Here is a 20,672-nt window from a genome sequence, read left to right as displayed (position 1 = left end):
ACAAAGGTTCCGCGTTCGACTCGCTGCGTCGGCTTTTGTCCAGCTGCTCTTTGCGAACTCTTCGTAGCCCACGTCAACAAACGGCTCTCAGAGAATTTCCACCTGGTCGATGTTCGCCAGATCCTGCCCGGTCGACTCGAAGCGAATTGTGTTCGTCGTGCTGTTGGTCAGCGTCACGCTCACGTCCTGCGTCGTCCACGCGGTCCATGTGCCCGTTGAGTTGAAAGTGATATTTGTAGCCAGTCCATTGACGACCAGGCGTCCCGTGCGCGCCGCTGTTACACCGAGTGCAGACCGGATGCGCAGCGTCTTGGATCCGCCACCGCGGCCGTCGACGTTGTTAATTTGTGAAAAGCCGCCGCTGGTGGACGCGTTCACGTAGCCCGTGCCGTTGAATCCTGCGTTCTTGTCCTCGAACACCGTGCCGCCACCCATGGCGCCATTCTCGGTTTGATAAACATTGTTCGTGGGGCCGCCGCCGCACAGGCTCAGCACGGCGCCGGCTTCCTTCAGGCCCTTGCCCGAGCCGGCGGCATTCAAGGCTATGCAACGCGCGACATCGGGTGCATACGTCGTGTACGTGTACGGGAGTGAGATTGGAAACGTCGCTGTCGTCGTCCAGTCGGTTGCTTTCTGGCAAGGCGTGCTGCCGGAGCAGGCTGTCCAGCGAATGTTGAAACGAGTGTTGTCGGCGGAGCTGCGGGCGTTGTTATTGCGCAGGTCCCATTGACCGAGGATCGACGACTGTGAGAACACCGGGTTGAGCGCGTTCTCGAAAAAGTTGTTTTCGACCAGCACATGCCCGCCCATGCGCGGGTTGATGCCGCTGCCCGTGATGTTGTTGTAGTAGTTGTTGTAGACGTGCACGTAGCCAAAGCGCTGGAAGGGCAGGCGCGAGCCCACGTTATCGTAGCGATTGTGCGCATACGTGACGCGACGCTCGGCGCTGTCGGTGTCGCTCGCGCCGATCAGGCCGACTTTCGCGTGGTCGTGAATGTAGTTGTATGAGACGGTGATGAAGCTGGCCGAGTTCTTGATGTCGAGCAGGCCGTCGAACGTCGTGTCGTCATCCGGCGTGCCGGGGCAGTTGATGTTTCGGGTGTACAACTCGTTGTGATCGATCCAGACGTGATGTGCATTCGCCTCGATGCCGATGAGGTCGCCGTTGCTGGCGCCGCCCGGCAGCAGGCCGATCTTCATGTTACGAACGATGATGTTGCCGGACGAGCCTTTGATACGGATGCCGAAGTTCGCGGACGAGCCGTCCAGGCCGAGGACGGTGATGTCGTTCTTGCCGCTGATCGACAGCTCCTGCGCTGGCTTGCTCCATTGGCCACAAATGTTCGCGAGGATCGGCGCTTCGTCGAAGGTGCCGTTGTAGTGCAGAACGAGGCCGCCGCTGCCCGAGTAGTTATTGACGGCTGTTTGCGCGGCTGAGAGCGTGCTGACTACGATCGGAGTGGCATTGCCGCCGCCGGTGACATTGCCGGCGAAGCCAGGGACGACGGCCCCAGCGGGTGCCGCGCCGAGCAGCGCGGCCACCAGTAGCATCCTTGCGTATCGAAGTTGCATCTCGCTCTCCCGCTATGGATTGATCTTGCCGAAGCCCGCGTTGCCCGTGACGATCGATGGAATGTTTGCTGACGCATCGAGCGTGTACGTGTAGGGCACCGTCACCGTGCAGGTCGAGTCGAACTGGCCGTTGGTGATCACCGGAATCACCAGCGCTCCGTTCCCCACCGAGCGGTCGTAGCTGATGGAGTCCAGCGTGTTCAACCGGGTCTGCCAGCAGCCGGGCTCGGGCGAGTCATCCGAGGCAATGAGCGGATTGTTGGAATTCTTGAAGTAGTTACCTTCGACGAGTACCCGGCCGCTCATGCGCGAGTTGATGCCGTGGATCATGTCGCTGTTGCTCACATTCGACCAATAGTTGTTATAGGTGTGCACCAGCCCGTGGCGTAGCAACGGCGTGCGCTGCTCAATGTTCTCGTACCAGTTGTGATGGAACGTGATGTTGGTATTGGCGGCGTCATCGTCGCTCGATCCGATCAGACCCGCCCGGCTGGAATTGCGGTAGTGGTTGTAGGACACGGTGACGTTGGTGACACCCGCCTTCATGTCCAGCAACGAATCGTAGCCGTCGGATTCGCCGCCGCTGGCTTCCAAGGTGTTGTGATCGACCCAGACATTCGTGACCGTGGACTCCATGCCGATCGCGTCGCCACCGTTGGAAACGGGAGATCCGCTCTTCTTGACGTTCATGATGTGCAGGTTCTGGATGATGATGTTCGAGGTGTTGCGCAGATGAACGCCGATCTGATCCAGCACGCCGCGATTGGCGACGCCGATCAGGCTGACATTGCTGACGCCCTTGAACTGAATTTCCGTGGCAGTGGTATCGCAGCTGCCAGTGGCTTTGGTGGTATTGGCATGAGTAATCGTTCCGTCGACGCGGATGATCAACGGCGTGCTAACGCTGGCTCGGGCACACAGCGCTGCGTTGATTTCAGCGCCGGTGTGTGCGGTCACGACCGCGCCGCCAGTGCCGCCCGTCGTGGCTCTACCAAATCCGACTGGCGTTCCACTGCTGCCGCCGCCACCGCCCGATCCACTCACCGTGATGGAAAAGAGCTGAGTCGAGGTCGCTCCACAACTGTTGGTGTAGGTCGCGGTCGCTGAACAGGAAGCCGTCGGAGTAACTGTCTGCTGACGCGCTGTCCCGGACGTGCCGCAGCCGCTCCATGACCAGCTACCGCCCGACGACGGTGTCGGCGCGAATACCACCTGTGCGCCGGAGCTGATGGTTGCGCTCGCGGTTTGAGCTCCGTTGATAAAGGGCGTGATCGCCGTAGGATTGCAGGTGCCGCCGCCGCCAGTCGGGCCGTACGAGCAATATCGCGGAGTGCCGACGTTGATCGTTGGAAACAATGACGCGGAGCAGGTGAGCGGCCCGGTCAGCGTCGCGTACACGAATGTGCCTGCCTTGCCGTACGCCACCGAGCGCGTGCCGCTGAACGTGCACGTCTCTCCCTCCTTGGCGCATTTCGTATAACCCGTGGGATAGTCGGTGGCCGCGTGCGTGCTGATTGCAAATACAAACAACGCCGTGGCGAATAGCGCCCTGACAATCATGAGCATCCCCCTGCTGGTCTGTTGTGTTCCGTCACATCGTCCGGCGGCAAAACTAGGGGCGAGGTGACACCGGTGTCAAGCGGGGAATCAGCCCAGCAGGCGGAGAAATGCGTACGCGCCCGCGCTACTCAAATGATGCGGGGCAGGTGAAGGGGCGTTTGTTTGTTCGCGTCCTCTGGCACGCGATTCTTTGGTTATTTGGGATGCTCCTCATACGAACTATCTTCGTGAGCCCGGTCGGGCTCATAGTGATTGCGCAAGTCTTTCCGCAAGGAAGCGATGCAGGCCCGGAATTGCCGTCATCGAAACCCGCACATTCCTTGTCTGATGGAGAGAGCCATGGCCACGTACATCTCACTGCTTCGATACACCCAGCAGGGCATGGAGAAGATCAAGGAAAGCCCGGCCCGACTCGACGCCGCTCGCAAGGCCTTCGAGCAACTCGGCGCCAACCTCAAAGCCTTCTACCTGGTCACCGGCCGATACGATGCGGTCGTGATCGCGGAAGCTGCCGACGCTACGGCGATTGCGAAAGCCTCCCTGGCCTTGGGAGCTCGCGGCAACGTCAGGACCGAGATGCTGCTCGCCTTTACGGAGGAGGAGTTTCGAAAGATTGTGGGCGGGCTGCCGTAGGCGGGCCGCGCTCTATCGCAACTTCCGGATGCGCAGTCAGGATTTGAATAGCCGCGTGTACTGATATTCGTGGCGAGCGCTCGCCAGGCCCTGCGTGATGACGCAGGCGCCGATGTCTTCATCTTCGATGGCGAGCGCTTGCGTCCCGATGTTCTCCAGCACCGGCACCAGAGCATGTAACAAGCGCTGTCCGGCGCTTTGCCCGAGCGGTACGAGCTTGACGGCGGCGAGAACCTGATTCTCCGCCCAAGCCCATGAGTACGCCTGCATCGCTTCGCTTTCCGTGATATTCCAACCGGCGCAGGCGACAGCGAACATGCGAGCGTAGCCGGGCGGCTCATTCAGGCTCGAATCCATGACGCCGAGTTCTCGAAGGATGCGCGCAAGTGCGGATCCCATGTGCCGGTCCTCCGCGCGCAGCTCTTCTGTTTCTCGCGCGGCTAGGAGAAAGCGATCCCAGCGTTGCAGGGAGTCGTCATCGCCAGCGCTGGCGGCACGGTGCAAACGAAGGAGGATGGGCAAGTCGAGCGTGCCGATGCCATGCCGTGCAACGCCTGCGATCCACGTGAGCGAGCCGGCTTCGTCCTGTACCCAGCCCGCGTCGACGGCATATTCCAAGCCTTGCGAGAAATGAAAGGCCCCGATGGGCAATGCCGGGCTGGCCAGATGCAGAATGCGCAGCAGGTTTGTCCTAGCCGTGAGCATGCGGAGCGATGGCGGAGTGCGAATGGCCACCGTAGGCGCCAGCCTCCGGTTCGAACGGCGCCTCTTCGATCGTGACGATCAGGCCGAGACCGCGCGCCATCTCATCGAGCACGTGATCGTGCTGATAGCGAACCCAGCCGTCGCCAATTTGCAAGGCGACGTGCCGATTGCCCAGATGGTAGCTCGCTCGACACAAGGCCAAGGGATCGGGCGCCGCCACCGTGGACACGGGCTCGGGCTCCGCGACGACTTCGACGACTCGCCCATCGTCCGCAAGTAACAAATCGCCACCGCGAAGGATCGAGCCGCGCTCCAGGATCAATCCCACTTCTTCGCCGTTCGCCAGCACTGTTCGCAAGCGGCTCTTATTCCGCAGTTGGAAGGGCAGCACCAGCTTTACGTCGGCGACAGCATCGGAGTGGGGCAGCTTGCGGGTGATATTCAGCACAGGTGTCGTCGACTCAGAAAAGAAAATATCGCTGCGCCAGTGGCAGCACCGTGGCGGGCTCGCAGGTCAGCAACTGACCGTCGGCGCGAACCTCATACGTTTGCGAATCCACGTCGATCTGCGGCTGGTAGTCGTTGAGTATCAGGTCGCGCTTGCGGACGGTGCGGGTGCCGTGGACGGCGACCAGTCGTTTGTCGAGTTTCAGGCGCTCGGCCATGCCATTGTCCAGCGCGGCTTCCGATACAAAGCTCACAGAGGTGGCCGTGCGCGCCCGACCGAGCGCTCCAAACATCGCGCGGTAGTGCACCGGCTGCGGTGTGGGAATCGATGCATTCGGATCGCCCATGGGCGCCGCGACGATCATGCCGCCCTTGATGATCATCGCGGGCTTCGCGCCGAAGAACGCAGGCCGCCACAGGACGATGTCAGCAAGCTTGCCCGCTTCGATGGAGCCGACCTCGTGCGCGACACCATGAGTCAGCGCCGGATTGATGGTGTATTTCGCCAGGTAGCGACGCACACGGAAGTTGTCGTTGCGCGCCGTGTCCGGTGAGAGCGCGCCACGCTGTACTTTCATCTTGTGCGCAGTCTGCCAGGTGCGAGTAATCACCTCACCCACGCGGCCCATCGCTTGCGAGTCGGAGGAGATCATCGAGAAGGCGCCGAGATCGTGAAGGATGTCTTCAGCCGCAATGGTCTCGCGGCGAATTCGCGATTCGGCGAACGCGATATCCTCGGCGATGCCGGGATCCAGGTGATGACACACCATCAGCATATCCAGATGCTCGTCGATGGTGTTCACCGTGTACGGGCGCGTCGGATTGGTGGAGGAGGGCAGCACGTTGGCTTCGCCGCACGCCTTGATGATGTCGGGCGCATGTCCGCCGCCGGCGCCCTCGGTGTGATACGTGTGGATCGCGCGCCCTTTGAATGCGGCGAGCGTGTCCTCGACGAAACCGGATTCGTTCAGCGTGTCGGTGTGAATCGCGACCTGAACGTCATGGCGATCCGCCACCTCGAGACAATTGTCGATGGCGGCCGGCGTCGTTCCCCAGTCTTCGTGCAGCTTCAGTCCCATCACGCCCGCTTCGATTTGTTCCTCGAGCGGTCGGGGCAGGCTCGCATTGCCCTTGCCGAGCAAGCCGAAGTTGATCGGCAAGGATTCGACCGCCTGATACATGCGCTCGATGTACCAGCGGCCGGACGTGCAGGTGGTCGCGTTGGTGCCGGTCGCGGGCCCGGTGCCACCGCCGATCATCGTGGTGACGCCGGACATCATGGCATCCTCGACCTGCTGCGGACAGATGAAGTGGATGTGCGAATCGATGGCACCGGGCGTGGCGATGAGCCCTTCGCCGGCGATCACTTCCGTGCCGGCGCCGATCACGATGTCGACGCCCGGTTGCACGTCCGGATTGCCGCCCTTGCCGATGCGGACGATGCGGCCCTCCTTGATGCCGATGTCGGCTTTGACGATGCCCCAGTGATCGATGATCAAGGCATTGGTGATGATGGTGTCGACCACTTCGGCGGCGTTGCGCTGGCTTTGTCCCATGCCATCGCGAATGACCTTGCCGCCGCCGAATTTCACTTCCTCGCCATAGACCGTGTGATCGCGCTCGACTTCAACGATCAATTCGGTATCGCCCAGACGCACGCGGTCCCCGGTCGTGGGGCCATACATCTCGGCATAAGCGGTGCGACCGATGGAGGTCATAGCTTCCCCATCACTTTCTGATTGAACCCATACACCACGCGCTCACCGTCGTACGCCACCAGCTCGACTTCGCGTTCCTGGCCGGGCTCGAAGCGGACCGCGGTCCCGGAGGCGATGTTCAGGCGATAGCCCCGCGTCGCCGCGCGATCGAAGCGCAAGGCTGCGTTGGTCTCGAAGAAGTGATAGTGCGAGCCGACCTGGATCGGCCGGTCGCCGGTGTTGGCCACTTTGATGCTGACCGTGGCACGACCGCGATTGAGCTCGAGCTCGCCCGCTGCTGGAAACAATTCGCCGGGGATCATGCGTCCTCGCATCGAGTCAGGGGATGGGCTGATGAACGGTCACGAGCTTGGTGCCGTCCGGAAACGTCGCCTCGACCTGCACGTCGGGAATCATTTCGGGAATGCCGGGCATTACATCGTCACGGGTCAGGAGGGTCGCGCCGTGGCTCATGAGCTCCGCGACGGTCTTACCGTCACGCGCGCCTTCCATGATCGCCGCCGAAATCAGCGCGATAGCCTCCGGATAATTCAGCTTCACACCACGGGCCTTGCGGCGCTCGGCAAGCAGCGCGGCGGTGAAGATCAGCAGTTTGTCTTTCTCTCTCGGCGTCAGTTCCATTCCATCTCTCCGCGGAGCATTCAAGTCGCCCAGATTCGCGGCGATACGGCCGCACGATTCAGCAACAGCGGGCGCAATGTCTGCCAATACTCGATGAATGCATGCTTGATCGGCTCTGCCTGCGCGGCGAGTGCTCGGCACACGAGAACATCATCTACGAGCGTCACGCCGAGCTCGACGCCCGGTGGTTGTAAGGTCCGCACCGCCTCGATCATCGCGCGAGTGGCGGGATAGGCGAGCAGCGTTCCAACGGCCTGTTGGCCGTTCAATCCCGACGGGTTGTTGTCGTTGCCTGCGAGGCGCAGCCTGTCGATCAGCAACGGTTTGCCGTTCACCCACAACTCCAGATGCAGATGCAGCTCGCCTCGATCGAAAGGTTGATTGCGTGCCGGGAGCCCCAGGCAGGCGATGTCCCAACCGATGAGCTTCGCGTGCGATTCGAGCTCGATGCGAGTGCTACTGCGCACTCTGGATTGGGGATAGTAAATGCTCTCCTGCGGCAGCCACTCCAGCGTCGATTGCTTCGCCCGCAATGTTTGCTTCTGCCGAGCCGTGCGGCCGTCGCTGCGATAGAACTTTGCCGCCGCGGGCGTCGTCAGCACAACGTGCGTCGAATCGCGTGCGTCGACTTCCAGCTCCAGCTCATCTCCGCCAACGACTCCGCCGGGAGGATGGACGATGTAGGCGTGACAAACGTCTCCTTCCGGATAGAAAGGTCTTTGCACCAGCAGAGGACCACGATGCTGTCGTTCGACCAGGCAGGTTCGCTCCGCCGGCCGAGCGAATGTCAGCCGTAACTGCGCGTGCCATCCCGGCGTGGCCAGCGTGTCCTGCTCGGCGCTCATACGGTCAAGTGCTGCCGCACGAGAGCGTCAGTCAGCTGCGGAATGCTTCCGCCTGCGACGATCCGACCTTTGTCGAGAATGCGAAACTCACTGGCCACGCGGCGAGCGAACGGCAGTTTCTGCTCCACCAGCAGTACGGTGAGGTTGATCTCGCGGTTGAGACGCAGAATGATGTCGCCGATCTCGTGAACGATGTTCGGCTGAATGCCTTCAGTCGGCTCGTCCAGAATCAGCAGGCGCGGCTCGAGCACCAAGGCACGGCCAATCGCGAGTTGCTGCTGCTGGCCGCCGGACAAATCGCCGCCGCGTCTGCGTAACATTTTCTTCAACACAGGAAACAGCTCGAAGATCTGCTCGGGAATATCGCGGCGTTTGTTACGACGCGCCGACAGGCCGATGCGCAAGTTCTCCTCGACGGTGAGTTGGGAGAAGATCTCGCGCCCTTGCGGGACGTAGCCGATACCGAGCCCGGCGCGACGGTCGGCTGCGAGCGGGCTGAGATTCTGGCCGTCGTACATCAGCTCACCACTGGCCGGCAGCAGTCCCATGATGCAGCGAAGGAGGGTGGTCTTGCCCATGCCGTTCCGGCCCATCAGGCACGTGCACGAGCCTGTGGGGATGCCCATGTCCACGTCCCAAAGAATGTGGCTGCCGCCGTAGAACTGATTGAGACGACGGATTTCCAATAACGTTTGCATCTCGAGTCATTCGCCCAGATAGACTTCCACGACGCGCGGCTCGTTCTGGACTTCATCGATCGTGCCCTCTGCCAGAACGTGACCTTCGTGGAGCACGGTGACTTTGCGGGCGATGGAGCGCACGAAATCCATATCGTGCTCGACCACCATCACTGAATGTTTGCCCGCCAGCGACAGCAGCAGCTCAGCGGTGCGCTCCACTTCCTGCGGTGTCATGCCGGCGACGGGCTCATCGATGAGCAGCAACTGCGGCTCTTGGGCCAGTAGCATGCCGATTTCGAGCCACTGCTTCTGGCCGTGAGAGAGCATGCCGGCGCGCATGTCGCGACGATCCTGCAAGCGGATCGCTTCGAGCGCCGCTTCGATACGCTCGTGCTGCCGGGGACTGAGCGGGGAGGTCAGCGTCGCCCAGATCCTCTTGTTGCCGGCCACGGCCAACGCCAGGTTCTCCATGACGGTGTGGTGCTCGAACACAGTGGGCTTCTGAAACTTGCGCCCGATGCCGGCTTCGGCGATCTGCGGCTCCGTCAATGTCAGCAGATCGGTGTTCTGACCGAACCACACCGAGCCGGCATCGGGGCGCGTCTTGCCGGTGATGACATCCATCATGGTGGTCTTGCCGGCGCCATTGGGCCCGATGATGCAACGAAGCTCGCCCGCATCGATGTAGAGGGTCAGTGCGTTGAGCGCTTTGAAGCCATCGAAACTGACGCTGATGTCTTCCAGGTACAGGATCGTGCCGTGTGAACTGTCGCCCGGTGCGGGACGAGCGCTGCGGGCGCCGGCACCAAATACTTTCTGCCAACCGTTGCGGATTGCGGTGCTGGCGTTCATGCGGTCACCGTCCGCCGATCGGCGAGCCCCACCACGCCACGCGGCAGGAACAATGTGACGATCACGAACATCGCGCCCAGTGCATACAGCCAGAGCTCCGGGATGGCGGCGGTGAAATAAGTCTTCGCATAGTTGACGATCAGGGCACCGGCCACCGCGCCATACAACGTCCCGCGGCCGCCGACGGCCACCCAGATCACGATCTCGATCGAATTGATGGGCTGGAATTCGCTCGGATTGATGATGCCGACTTGCGGCACATAGAGCGCACCGGCGACGCCGGCGAGGACCGCGGAGAAGGCGAACACCCACAATTTGTACGACTCGACTCGATAGCCGATGAATCGCGTTCGACTCTCGGCGTCGCGAATCGCCTGCACGACTCGCCCGGCACGTGACGATGCGATGAAGCGGCACGATAGATAGCCGAGCCCGAGCGCAAGTGCCGAGGCTACAAACAAGCCGACTCGGGTTCCGGACGCGTTGATATCGGCGCCTAGAATCTCCTTGAAATCCGTCAGGCCGTTGTTGCCGCCGAAGCCCATGTCGTTGCGGAAGAAGGCGAGCATCAGTGCATACGTCAGTGCCTGCGTGATGATGGACAGATACACGCCAGTGACCCGCGATCGAAACGCCAGCCAGCCGAACGCGAGCGCGAGCAGCCCCGGCACGACGATGACCATGGCGGCGGCGAACCAGAACATATCGAAGCCATGCCAGAACCAGGGCAGCTCCTTCCAGTTCAGAAACACCATGAAGTCCGGTAGCACCGGATCGCCGTAGACACCGCGCGTGCCGATCTGCCGCATGAGGTACATGCCCATGGCATAGCCCCCCAGAGCGAAGAACGCGGCGTGACCGAGGCTCAATATGCCGCAGTAGCCCCACACCAGGTCGACTGCAATGGCGAGCAGGGCATAGGTCATGTACTTGCCGAGCAGCGTCATCGTGTAGCTGGACAAGTGCAGCGCCGAGCCTTCTGGAAAGGCCAGATGGAGGATGGGCACGGCCACGCCGACGGTGAGCAGCAGCGCTAAAAATATTTGTGTGCCTCGATCGCCGACGACGCGCATGTTCATCCTTCAGCCGCCCGGCCTTTTTGTGGGAACAGGCCACGCGGACGGCGCTGAATGAACAGGATCAGCGCGATGAGGACCAGGATCTTTGCCAGCACCGCGCCCGCGTAAGGCTCGAGCATCTGATTCAGCACGCCGAGCGACATGCCGCCGATGAGCGTTCCCCACAGATTGCTGACGCCGCCGAACACGACGACCATGAAGGAATCGATGATGTAGCTCTGGCCGAGATTGGGGCCGACATTGGTGAGCTGGCTCAATGCCACGCCCGCGATACCGGCGATGCCCGAGCCGAGCCCGAAGGTGAGTGCGTCCACCCATTCGGTGCGCACGCCCATGGATTTCGCCATCGCCCGGTTCTGCGCCACCGCGCGGACCTTCAGGCCCAGCGAGGTCTTGTTGAGCACCAGTTGCAGAATCGCGAACACGATCAGCATGAACAGCACGACATAGAGCCGGTTGTATGTAATCGACAGGGCTTCATTGATCTGCAGCGAGCCCGCCATCCACTCCGGTGTTTCCACTGGGCGATTATTCGCAGTGAAGATGTCGCGCACGAGCTGCTGTAACACCAGGCTCACGCCGAAGGTTGCCAGCAATGTTTCCAGCGGGCGACCATAGAGAAAGCGAACGATGCCGCGCTCGATCAGCACACCGACGCCGCCGGCCACGATGAACGCTAGCGGAATCGCGACCAGCACCGATGCGCCGATGTGCTGTGGCATCAGTAGCTGCACGACGTAGGTCGTGTACGCGCCGAGCATCATCAGTTCGCCATGGGCCATGTTGATGACGCCCATGACACCGAAGGTGATGGCGAGCCCGATGGCCGACAGCACCAGCACCGATCCCAGGCTCATGCCGAAGAACAAAGTTTCGAGTGTGCCGTACCAGCTGCGCCAGCGCTCGACGCTGGCGAGTGCGACTCGAGCGGCGTTGCGCACTTTCTCATCCGGTTCCGCATAACTGCCGTCGTCGCCGGGCGTGACGATTGCGGTGAGCCGGTTGAACACTTCAGGGTTCAGGCTGCCTTTGAGCTGTTCGAGGGCGGTCAGCCGGATCGCTGCGTTCTCGTTGTCTAGATCCGCGATCGCAAGGCCCGTGCGGATCGCTTGTCGAACGGTATCGTCAGGCTCCTTGCTTTCGCGCGCACGCAGGATGGAGACGCTATCCGCATCCAGGGACCGCAACATCTCGCTCACCGCGGCCAGCCGTATCCTCGCGTCGGGATCGGCGAGGTCGAAACTGGCCAGTGCGCTCTTCAATGTCTTGCGCAACTGATTGTTGGTCGTGATCTTGGAATATTCCGACGCGTCCGCTGCTCCAGCAGGGGATAGCGTGACTGGATCCTGCAGCTGGAGCGTCGAATCCTGAGCCGTGCCGATAAAAACGCGCTGGTCGGACTTGCGGTAATACAGATTCCCTTCAAGAAGCGCGTTCAGCGCGGCTCGCGTGTTGGGATGACGGACTGCGATCAGCTCGCCTATCGCACGTTCCTTGTCCTTGAAGCTGGCTGTCGCGAGCGCGCCGAGCGCTTGCTCGAACGTCGGCGCCTCCGCAGCGCTGGCAGGTTGCCAGAGCATTCCTATCAATATGAGGAATGCGAGCCACGATCCCGGGCTTGCGCCCGGGATCGTGAGTATCGTGCGACTCGAGATTGCCACTGCCGACTCGTTACTCGTAGTTCTGTCCTGCGCACTTCTTGGTCTTGGTGTTGTAGTTGCCGCACTTGAGCGTGACCCAGTCGGCCTGGATGTCCTTGCTGCCCGGCAAGTAGTCCGACCAGGCATCGCCTGGCACCAGCCCTTCGGTGCGCCACACGGTGTCGAACTGGCCGTCGGCACGCACTTCGCCGATCAGCACCGGCTTGGTGAGGTGATGATTGGGCAACATCTTGGCGACGCCGCCGGTCAGGTTCGGCACTTCGATGCCGACCATCGTGTCGATGACCTTGTTCACGTCGGTGCTCTTGGCTTTCTCGACCGCCTTGACCCACATGTTGAAGCCGATCACGTGCGCTTCCATCGGATCGTTGGTGACGCGCTTGTTGTTCTTGATGAAGGCGCGCCACTTCTTGATGAACTCGGCGTTGGCCGGCGTATCGACGCTCATGAAGTAGTTCCAGGCCGCGAGGTGCCCGACCAGCGGCTTGGTGTCGATGCCCGAGAGCTCCTCCTCGCCAACCGAGAAGGCCACCACCGGAATGTCCTCGGCGGAGATTTTCTGATTGCCGAGCTCCTTATAGAAAGGCACGTTGGCATCGCCGTTGATGGTGGAGACCACGCCGGTCTTTTTCCCCGCTGAGCCGAATTTTTTGATGTCCGCGACGATGCGTTGCCAGTCGGAATGACCGAAGGGCGTGTAGTTGATCATGATGTCCTCGGACTTCACGCCCTTGGCCTTCAGGTACGCTTCGAGGATCTTGTTGGTGGTGCGCGGATAAACGTAGTCGGTGCCGGCCAGCACCCAGCGCTTCACGCCGACGTCGTTCATCAAATAGTCGACCGCGGGAATGGCTTGTTGATTCGGAGCGGCGCCGGTGTAGAACACATTCTTCGAGGATTCCTCGCCCTCGTACTGCACCGGATAGAACAGCAGGCCGTTGTTCTTTTCGAACACCGGCAGCACGGATTTGCGAGAGACGGACGTCCAGCAGCCGAACACGACCGAGACCTTGTCCTTCACCAGCAACTGCTCGGCCTTCTCGGCGAACAGCGGCCAGTTGGAAGCGGGGTCCACCACGACGGCTTCGAGCTTCTTGCCCAGCACGCCGCCTTTCTTGTTCTGCTCCTCGATGAGCATGAGCACGGTGTCTTTGAGCGTGGTTTCGGAAATCGCCATCGTGCCCGAGAGCGAATGAAGCACGCCGACCTTGATGGTATCGGCGGCGTGCGCGACGCTGGCCGCCATGAGAGCCACGGCAGCGGCGATCCTCACCAATCCGCCTTGTTTGGGTTTATTCATGAATGTTTCTCCGAAGGGGTTAGATCTGGACCTGCAAGCCGACGCCGATCTGGGTGTTGTCACGGCCCAGGTTGGGATCGAGGCTGGAGTCGATGTAGAAGAGGGTGACGCGCGCGTTGAAGTCCTTGATGAGATAAGTGAGGTTCAACTCCGTGGTGGTCTGATCCACGTCGCCCGTAACGCCGTAGTCGTAGGTCGACTCGCCGTACTTGGCCAGCACCTGGAACTTGCCGATGCCCACGGTCTGCGGGAACAAATAGGCGCCGAGCAGGTAGTAGCCGTCGCTCGAGTCATAGGGAACGGGGCCGGCGAAATTGATGAGCGGGCTGGGATAGCCACCCAAGCCGTCGTACTTCGCGTATTCCGCCTCGACCGTGACGACGCCGCTGTTGCCGAGCTTCTTTTCCAGCAGGAAGTCCACTGAATATGCGTTGTCGCCCGCGGCGGTTTGCGCGGCGACGCCGATCGCGAGCAGATCCTTCTCGCCGTAGTACGTGCCGTTCAGGTAATAGCCGCTTTCCGGATCCCAGAAATCCAGTTGCACGCGGCCGGCATACAGCACATCCGAGCTGCCCTTGCTGAGACCTTGCACGTCGAAGGCGCCCGCCGAGACCTTGGCGATGCCGAATTGACCCCAGTACATCACGCCGTCGTCGCGGCCTTCGGTCTCGAACGGATAACCGTCCTGCACGCCGTCGCGATACACGCCCCAGTGATTGGCGTAGTAGGGGCCATAGAGATTGGCGCGATCGCTCGGTGGCAGGAAGCGGCCCGCCCAGATGTTGAATTGATCGGAGAACGAGAACTGCGCGACGGCATCGATGACGCGCATCGATTCCGGCGTCGCGCCGCCGGTGTTGTAGTCGGTGTTGAACATCAAGCTGATGTTCTCGGTCACCTTGCCGCTGATGTAGATGCGAGCGCTGTTCAGCTCGAAATCGCTGACTTCCTCGCCGACATCCGGATCGGTGTAAGTAAAGCTCGATCGCACACCGGCGCCGACGGAGACAGGCGGAAGATTCACTTCGGCCGCGAGCACGTTGCACACGGGCGCCGCCAGCAGCGCGGCGCCGATGGCGGGAAGATGGATCGATGTTGGTCGCATGGACGGTTCCCTGATTCGTTGATTGATTGTCTGGCCAGATCGTGGGTCGTCGACTTCCCTGGCGACCAACGCTATGCGCGCTGGCCCGGCACGGGTACGCGTCATTTGACGTAGAGACAGCCGGCGAGGGCCAGGCATGATCCATCCCTGTGCATACCGGCCCGCGCGTTGCACTTCGATGTGGCATCACGCCGGCCAGGGCGCGTCCGAGTCGCGCCCCGTTTCGGAACGTGGCTGGCATATCGTTTGCTTCTACTCGCGGGGGAATCGATTTCAGAACAGCAAACAATGGCTGCACGACAACGGATCGTTCGCGAGCGCCGTCAGTACAACCAGTGGGTGGCGAGTCAGACGCTCGAAGACTATGCGCTGCGCTATACGGCGGATCGCGCGCGTAAGTCCTCGTTCCGCGTCGGCAATACCGCGTTCGGCCCGATTGCGTTTCTCGCGTGCGAGGCAATCGGCGGCGCGCTCACCATCGCCTACGGCTTTCCCAACACGGCCTGGGCGGTCGTGGCGTTCTGCGTGCTGATGTTTCTCATCGGCTTGCCGATCTGTTCGTACGCGGCCCGCTACGGCGTGGACATCGATCTGCTGACGCGCGGCGCAGGCTTCGGTTACATGGGATCGACGATCACGTCGGTGATCTACGCGTCGTTCACGTTCCTGCTGTTCGCCATCGAAGCGAGCATCATGTCGCTGGCGTTGCAGATGCTGTTCGGTATTCCGCTCGCAATCGGGCATCTGATCAGTGCGCTGATCGTGATTCCCATCGCCACCTACGGCTTCAGCCTCATCAGCAAGATGCAGCTCGTGACGCAGCCGGTGTGGCTGGTCCTGCAATTCCTGCCCATCGCTTACATCGCGTGGCAAAGCCCTGACGAGGTTGCCGCCTGGACAGGTTATTCGGGGACGCACGGCGCCGCCGACGGCTCGGTCGATCTGCTGTTGTTCGGTATGGCGCTTTCGATGCTGTTGTCCCTGCTGCCGCAGATCGGAGAGCAGGTGGACTATCTGCGATTTCTTCCGAACCGGGATCGTCGCAATCGGGTTGCCTGGTGGACCGCATTGATCGCATCCGGGCCGGGCTGGGTTTTCATGGGGGGCTTCAAGTTGCTCGCGGGCTCATTGCTTGCGTTCCTGGCTATCCGCCACGGCGTAGCGACGGCTCAGGCCGATGAGCCCACGGGCATGTACTTCCTGGCATTTCGCGAAACGTTCCAGTCGCCGACGGTCGCACTGGTGCTGACGGGCGTGTTCGTCATCGTCTGTCAGCTGAAGATCAACGTCACCAACGCCTACGCGGGCTCGATTGCCTGGTCGAATTTCTTCTCGCGCCTGACTCACAGTCATCCGGGTCGCGTCGTCTGGCTGGTGTTCAATGTGCTGTTGGCCTTGCTCCTGATGGAAACAGGCATCTTCAATGCCATCGAGAGCATCCTGGTCATCTACGCCAATTTCGCGGCCGGCTGGATCGGCGCGTTGACCGCGGATCTGGTCATCAACAAGCCGCTGGGTTACAGCCCGCCGTACATCGAGTTCAAGCGAGCACATCTTTACGACATCAATCCCGTTGGCGTCGGGGCACTGCTGTTGTCGATCGTCATCTCGAGCTGCGCGTTTTTCGGCATGTTCGGCCAGCTTCCGCAGATTCTCTCGCCGCTGGTCGCCCTGGTGGTCGCCTTCGTCGCCGCGCCGCTGATCGCGTGGGCCACCCAGGGGCGTTACTACCTCGCTCGCCAGCCCGAAGGGTTGCCGGACGAGGAGGAGATCCGCTGCACGATCTGCGAGAACGTGTTCGGACGCAATGACATCGCGATGTGTCCCGCATACTCCGGGCCGATCTGCTCGCTGTGTTGTACGTTGGAGGCGCGTTGTCACGACCTGTGCAAGACCAACAGTCGCTTCACCGAACAACTGTACGGCTTCTTCGCGAGCACTCTGCCCAAGCGCGTCGTGCTGGCGCTGAACACTCGTGCCGGGCATTTCTTCGGATTGTTGCTGATCTTCAATCTGGCCATCGGGCTGCTGCTCTCGCTCATCTATCATCAGTACAGCGGCGCAACCCTGGCGGACCGCGAAGCGATCGGCACGACGCTGTGGCTGGTGTTTGTCAGTTTGTTCGTGCTGACCGGAGTGGCTGCATCGCTCATCGTGCTGGCGCATGAAAGCCGGCGCAGCGCCGAGGCCGAGTCCGAGCGGCAGACCGCGATGCTGATGGATGAAATCGAGGCGCATAAGCGCACCGACGCCGCGCTTCAGAAGGCGAAGGAAGTCGCCGAAGCGGCCAACGTCGCCAAGACTCGATACATCGTCGGGATCAGTCACGAGATCCGCTCGCCGCTGAACGCGATCTTCGGCTATGCGCAGCTGCTGGAGCGCGGTACGGCGGGACCCACCGACAACGCCGCCCGTGTGATCCGTCGCAGCGCCGAACATCTCACCAACTTGATCGACGGCTTGCTCGATATCTCTCGAATCGAGAACGGCATGTTGCGGTTGAATCGCGACAAGGTGCAGCTGGTGGAGTTTCTGGACCAGATCGTCGATATGTTCCGGCTGCAGGCGGCCAATCGCGGCATCGAGTTTCGTTACCAACGGCCGCCGCATTTGCCGGCGCACGTCTACACCGATCAGAAGCGACTGCGACAGATCCTGATCAACCTGCTGTCCAATGCCATCAAATTCACCGAGCGGGGACACGCGAGCCTGGTAGTCCGCTATCGAAACCAGGTTGCGGAGTTCGAGATCTCCGATACCGGCGTGGGCATCGCGGAGGCGGATCTCGAGCGGGTATTTCGACCTTTCGAGCGGGGCGAGACGCCGGCGGTGCGCGCCATTCCCGGCGTCGGCTTGGGACTCACGATCACCAAGCTGCTGGCACAGATCATGGGCGGTGAGTTGCTGGCTCGCAGCTCGTTAGGAGAGGGAACGACGTTCACCGTGCGATTGCTGTTGTCCGAGGCAATGCATGCGGTTCACCAGTCCACGGTGCCCGGACACATCACCGGTCATACCGGAGCGCCTTTGAAGCTGCTGCTCGTTGATGACGATCCAGCGCATGTCGACATGGTTCAGCGACTGCTGCAGCCGTTGCAGTTCGATATCGTTACCGCATCCAATGGCAGAGCGGGTCTGGCGCTGGCCACCGAACAGCGGCCCGCATTGGCCATGATCGATATTTCCATGCCGGACCTGTCTGGTTGGGAGCTCGCCAGGCAGCTTCGCGAAGAGCCCGCGTTGCGATCGATGAAGATCGTCATGGTGTCGGCCAACGCGCACGAGTTCAGCCCGGGCGGCGTCGACTACGCGCACGATGGCTTTGTGATGAAGCCCGTCGACATGCGCCTGCTGCTCGACTGCATCGGTGGACTGCTCGGCGTGCAATGGACTTATGAGCCCGATGCTGACGTGGACGAGGAGAGCGGCGCGGCCTGCGAGCTGTCGCTCCAATCGCGACATCACATCAACGATCTTTATCAACTCGGCCGGATCGGACACGTTCGCGGTATCCAGGCCAAGCTGCGCCAGATCGAGGCGGACGATCCCGCGAGCAAACCGTTTACCGCGCGCTTGCAGGCGCTGGTGGCCAATTTCGACCTCAAGCGCTACATGAGCGTGCTGGAAACCATGCGCAATGATGACCTCTGATTCGAGCATGCGACGCGATACCGTGCTGGTGGTGGACGATACCCCGGAGACGCTGGGCTTTCTCACCGACACGCTCGATCAAGCGGGGTTTACCGTGCTGATTGCAATCGACGGCGACAGTGCGTTGGAGCTGGTGGACCAGGTCACGCCGGATCTGGTGCTGATGGACGCCGTGATGCCAGGGATGGGAGGGTTCGAAGCCTGTCGACGGCTCAAGCGCGAGAAGTTACTTTCGCATCTGCCGGTCATCTTCATGACGGGCCTGAGCGATACGGAGCACGTCGTCGAAGGTCTCGCGGCGGGCGGCGTCGACTACGTGACCAAACCTATCGTTGTGGATGAGTTGTTGGCGCGGATCCGAGTGCATCTTGCCAATGCGAGGATTGCGCAAGGTACGCATGCGGCGTTGGATGCAACGGGCCGGTTCTTGCTGGCGACCGATCTTGGCGGGCGTCTCTTGTGGTCGACGCCCAAAGCCAGGGAACTGCTCGCTGAATTGTTTCCTGCTCAGAACGAACAGGCCGCCAGTCTGCCCGCGGAGCTGGTCGAACAGCTCATGCGGTTGCGGCGGGAAGGGCCGAACGCGTCCGGCAGCGCCACCATGGCGATCGGACCGCGTCGTCTGGAAATTTCGGTGCTGAGTCGTATCGGTCCCGATGAATTGTTGTTCCGGTTGGCGGAAGCAGGCACGCGGGGCGATGAACAGCTGCTGCAACGGGCGCTGTCGCTCACGACACGCGAGGCGGAAGTCTTGTTATGGATCAGCCGGGGCAAGTCGAATCGCGAGATCGGAGAAATCCTGGGCATCAGCCCACGAACGGTGAACAAACACCTGGAGCAGGTGTTCGTCAAACTGGGCGTGGAGAATCGTGCCGCCGCGGCCGCGCGGGCGGTTCGCACTTTGGGGCGATGAATCTTATCCGGCCAACATGCCTTCGCGCTCGATGAATGCAATCACCTGATCCAGGCCGTCGCCCGTTTTCAGATTCGTGAATACGAAGGGGCGCTCGCCACGCATCTTGCGTGCGTCCCGATCCATGACTTCGAGCGATGCGCCGACGTGAGGCGCCAGATCGGTCTTGTTGATGATCAGCAAGTCCGACCGCATGATGCCCGGTCCGCCCTTGCGCGGAATCTTGTCCCCGGCGGCCACGTCGATGACATATAACGTGAGATCCGACAGTTCCGGGCTGAAGGTGGCGGCGAGATTGTCGCCGCCGCTCTCCACGATGATCATGTCCAGCCCCTCGAACTGCCGCATGAGGCTATCGATAGCGGCAAGGTTCATCGATGCGTCTTCGCGGATGGCCGTGTGGGGGCAACCTCCGGTTTCCACGCCGCGGATACGCTCGGCCGACAGCGCCTGACTGCGAATCAGAAACTCTGCGTCCTCGCGCGTGTAGATATCGTTGGTGACGACGGCAATGTTGAAGCGCTCGCGCATGCGCTTGCAAAGGCTGTCGACGAGCGCCGTCTTACCCGAACCGACCGGACCGCCGATTCCCAGCCTCAGTACTTCAGCATTGGCCATGTTTCCACCTCAGGCTCCGTTCACCCTTGATCATACGGCGCCGTGAAACGGGCCGCCTACGTCGTTTACCCCAGGGCGGAGCAACTGAATCGGGCGCATGCTGGCACCCATGTCCTCTCACATCTCTCGTTTGTCACTACTTTCTCTGTGTGTATGGGTGCCCACCTCGGCAATGGCGCATGCCGGCGGAGAGGCGCACAGCTTCGTGGCCGGCGTGTTGCATCCACTCGGTGGCTTGGATCACCTCGTGGCGATGCTCGCAGTGGGGCTGCTGGCAGGTCACTACGGTGGGGCCATGCGCTGGTGGCTGCCGACGTCCTTCGTGGCGGCGATGGCGGTGGGGACGACATTCGGCGCAGGCGAGGGCGCTCAAACGTTCACTGAGATCGGCATTGCTTGCTCACTGCTCGCTTTCGGGCTTGCGCTGCTCTCGAAACCGTCGTTGCGAGCGACAGCACTCATTGTGTCGACCGCGGGGTTTGCCCTGGTTCACGGGCACGCGCATGGGGCGGAGATGAACGGCGATGTTTCAACGCTGCCCTTTATCTTCGGGCTCATGCTGACGACAGCGATATTGCACGTCGTTGGCGTCGTGCTCACGACAGCCCGGGTTCTTGCCGCTGCCCGACCCGCGTTACTCAAGTGGAGCGGTAGCGCGATCACCTTCGGTGGCGTGGTGTTGCTCGGCATGCTGCTGCAAGGGTGATTGGCG

The 20,672-nt window shown here is 61.5% G+C and carries 19 protein-coding genes; 4 read left to right on the top strand and 15 right to left on the bottom strand.

Annotation, left to right across the window (positions count from 1 at the left end):
• Positions 1-87: 87 nt before the first annotated feature.
• Positions 88-1,572, bottom strand: a complete 1,485-nt coding sequence (locus ACFPN2_RS34660; RefSeq protein ID WP_380605298.1) for a pectate lyase family protein — start codon at positions 1,570-1,572, stop codon at positions 88-90.
• 12 nt (positions 1,573-1,584) lie between these two features.
• Entirely contained in the window at positions 1,585-3,132 is a 1,548-nt protein-coding gene (locus ACFPN2_RS34655) for a pectate lyase family protein (RefSeq protein WP_380605296.1), read from the bottom strand.
• Between the two features lie 339 nt (positions 3,133-3,471).
• On the opposite strand from ACFPN2_RS34655, the gene ACFPN2_RS34650 reads away from it, so the two are divergent.
• Positions 3,472-3,765: a GYD domain-containing protein gene (locus tag ACFPN2_RS34650; RefSeq protein ID WP_380605294.1), complete on the top strand. Its 294-nt coding sequence runs from the start codon at positions 3,472-3,474 to the stop codon at positions 3,763-3,765.
• A gap of 36 nt (positions 3,766-3,801) precedes the next feature.
• Here ACFPN2_RS34650 and ACFPN2_RS34645 read toward each other — a convergent pair whose 3' ends face one another.
• The 12 genes from ACFPN2_RS34645 to ACFPN2_RS34590 form a co-directional block, all read right to left on the bottom strand.
• Positions 3,802-4,470 (bottom strand): urease accessory protein UreF, encoded by a 669-nt coding sequence (locus ACFPN2_RS34645; protein ID WP_380605292.1) that lies wholly within the window; start codon positions 4,468-4,470, stop codon positions 3,802-3,804.
• Positions 4,457-4,918, bottom strand: a complete 462-nt coding sequence (gene ureE, locus ACFPN2_RS34640) for an urease accessory protein UreE (protein WP_380605290.1) — start codon at positions 4,916-4,918, stop codon at positions 4,457-4,459. The genes ACFPN2_RS34645 and ureE overlap by 14 nt, the downstream gene beginning before the upstream one ends.
• Positions 4,919-4,931: 13 nt before the next feature.
• Entirely contained in the window at positions 4,932-6,635 is a 1,704-nt protein-coding gene (gene ureC / locus ACFPN2_RS34635; RefSeq protein ID WP_380605288.1) for an urease subunit alpha, read from the bottom strand.
• Positions 6,632-6,937, bottom strand: a complete 306-nt coding sequence (locus ACFPN2_RS34630) for an urease subunit beta (protein WP_380605286.1) — start codon at positions 6,935-6,937, stop codon at positions 6,632-6,634. Before ACFPN2_RS34630 ends, ureC begins: the two co-directional genes overlap by 4 nt.
• Before the next feature lie 16 nt (positions 6,938-6,953).
• Positions 6,954-7,256 carry an urease subunit gamma gene (gene ureA / locus ACFPN2_RS34625; RefSeq protein WP_380605284.1) on the bottom strand — a complete coding sequence of 101 codons (303 nt, stop codon included), beginning with the start codon at positions 7,254-7,256 and terminating at the stop codon, positions 6,954-6,956.
• A 20-nt stretch (positions 7,257-7,276) separates the two neighbouring features.
• The gene (locus ACFPN2_RS34620) at positions 7,277-8,101 is read right to left on the bottom strand and encodes an urease accessory protein UreD (protein WP_380605282.1); all 825 of its coding nucleotides are present in this window, start codon (positions 8,099-8,101) and stop codon (positions 7,277-7,279) included.
• The gene (gene urtE, locus ACFPN2_RS34615) at positions 8,098-8,799 is read right to left on the bottom strand and encodes an urea ABC transporter ATP-binding subunit UrtE (RefSeq protein WP_380605281.1); all 702 of its coding nucleotides are present in this window, start codon (positions 8,797-8,799) and stop codon (positions 8,098-8,100) included. Before urtE ends, ACFPN2_RS34620 begins: the two co-directional genes overlap by 4 nt.
• Positions 8,800-8,805: 6 nt before the next feature.
• Positions 8,806-9,633 carry an urea ABC transporter ATP-binding protein UrtD gene (gene urtD / locus ACFPN2_RS34610; protein WP_380605280.1) on the bottom strand — a complete coding sequence of 276 codons (828 nt, stop codon included), beginning with the start codon at positions 9,631-9,633 and terminating at the stop codon, positions 8,806-8,808.
• On the bottom strand, positions 9,630-10,706 hold the full coding sequence (gene urtC, locus ACFPN2_RS34605; protein ID WP_380605279.1) for an urea ABC transporter permease subunit UrtC: 1,077 nt from the start codon (positions 10,704-10,706) through the stop codon (positions 9,630-9,632). Before urtC ends, urtD begins: the two co-directional genes overlap by 4 nt.
• 2 nt (positions 10,707-10,708) lie before the next feature.
• Positions 10,709-12,292 (bottom strand): urea ABC transporter permease subunit UrtB, encoded by a 1,584-nt coding sequence (gene urtB / locus ACFPN2_RS34600; protein WP_380605277.1) that lies wholly within the window; start codon positions 12,290-12,292, stop codon positions 10,709-10,711.
• 91 nt (positions 12,293-12,383) lie between these two features.
• Positions 12,384-13,619, bottom strand: a complete 1,236-nt coding sequence (gene urtA / locus ACFPN2_RS34595) for an urea ABC transporter substrate-binding protein (RefSeq protein ID WP_380606733.1) — start codon at positions 13,617-13,619, stop codon at positions 12,384-12,386.
• Positions 13,620-13,692: 73 nt separating this feature from the next.
• Positions 13,693-14,778, bottom strand: coding sequence for a hypothetical protein (locus ACFPN2_RS34590; RefSeq protein ID WP_380605275.1), 1,086 nt, complete (start codon positions 14,776-14,778; stop codon positions 13,693-13,695).
• A gap of 288 nt (positions 14,779-15,066) precedes the next feature.
• Here ACFPN2_RS34590 and ACFPN2_RS34585 point away from each other — a divergent pair, with 288 nt between their 5' ends.
• Together ACFPN2_RS34585 and ACFPN2_RS34580 are read left to right on the top strand one after the other, a co-directional pair.
• Entirely contained in the window at positions 15,067-18,429 is a 3,363-nt protein-coding gene (locus ACFPN2_RS34585) for a hybrid sensor histidine kinase/response regulator (protein ID WP_380605273.1), read from the top strand.
• Positions 18,430-18,436: 7 nt separating this feature from the next.
• Entirely contained in the window at positions 18,437-19,342 is a 906-nt protein-coding gene (locus ACFPN2_RS34580) for a response regulator (protein ID WP_380605271.1), read from the top strand.
• Between the two features lie 3 nt (positions 19,343-19,345).
• Here the strand turns inward: ACFPN2_RS34580 and ureG are convergent, their stop codons facing one another.
• Complete coding sequence (gene ureG, locus ACFPN2_RS34575) at positions 19,346-19,960, bottom strand: urease accessory protein UreG (protein WP_380605269.1); 615 nt, start codon at positions 19,958-19,960, stop codon at positions 19,346-19,348.
• Positions 19,961-20,057: 97 nt separating this feature from the next.
• Here ureG and ACFPN2_RS34570 point away from each other — a divergent pair, with 97 nt between their 5' ends.
• Positions 20,058-20,666, top strand: a complete 609-nt coding sequence (locus ACFPN2_RS34570) for a HupE/UreJ family protein (protein ID WP_380605267.1) — start codon at positions 20,058-20,060, stop codon at positions 20,664-20,666.
• Positions 20,667-20,672: the final 6 nt, after the last annotated feature.

This window comes from Steroidobacter flavus (genome assembly GCF_042651805.1).
Taxonomy (GTDB): Bacteria; Pseudomonadota; Gammaproteobacteria; order Steroidobacterales; family Steroidobacteraceae; genus Steroidobacter; species Steroidobacter flavus.
The sequence above is the reverse complement of the archived record's forward strand: the minus strand, read 5'-3'. Positions and strand labels throughout refer to the sequence as shown.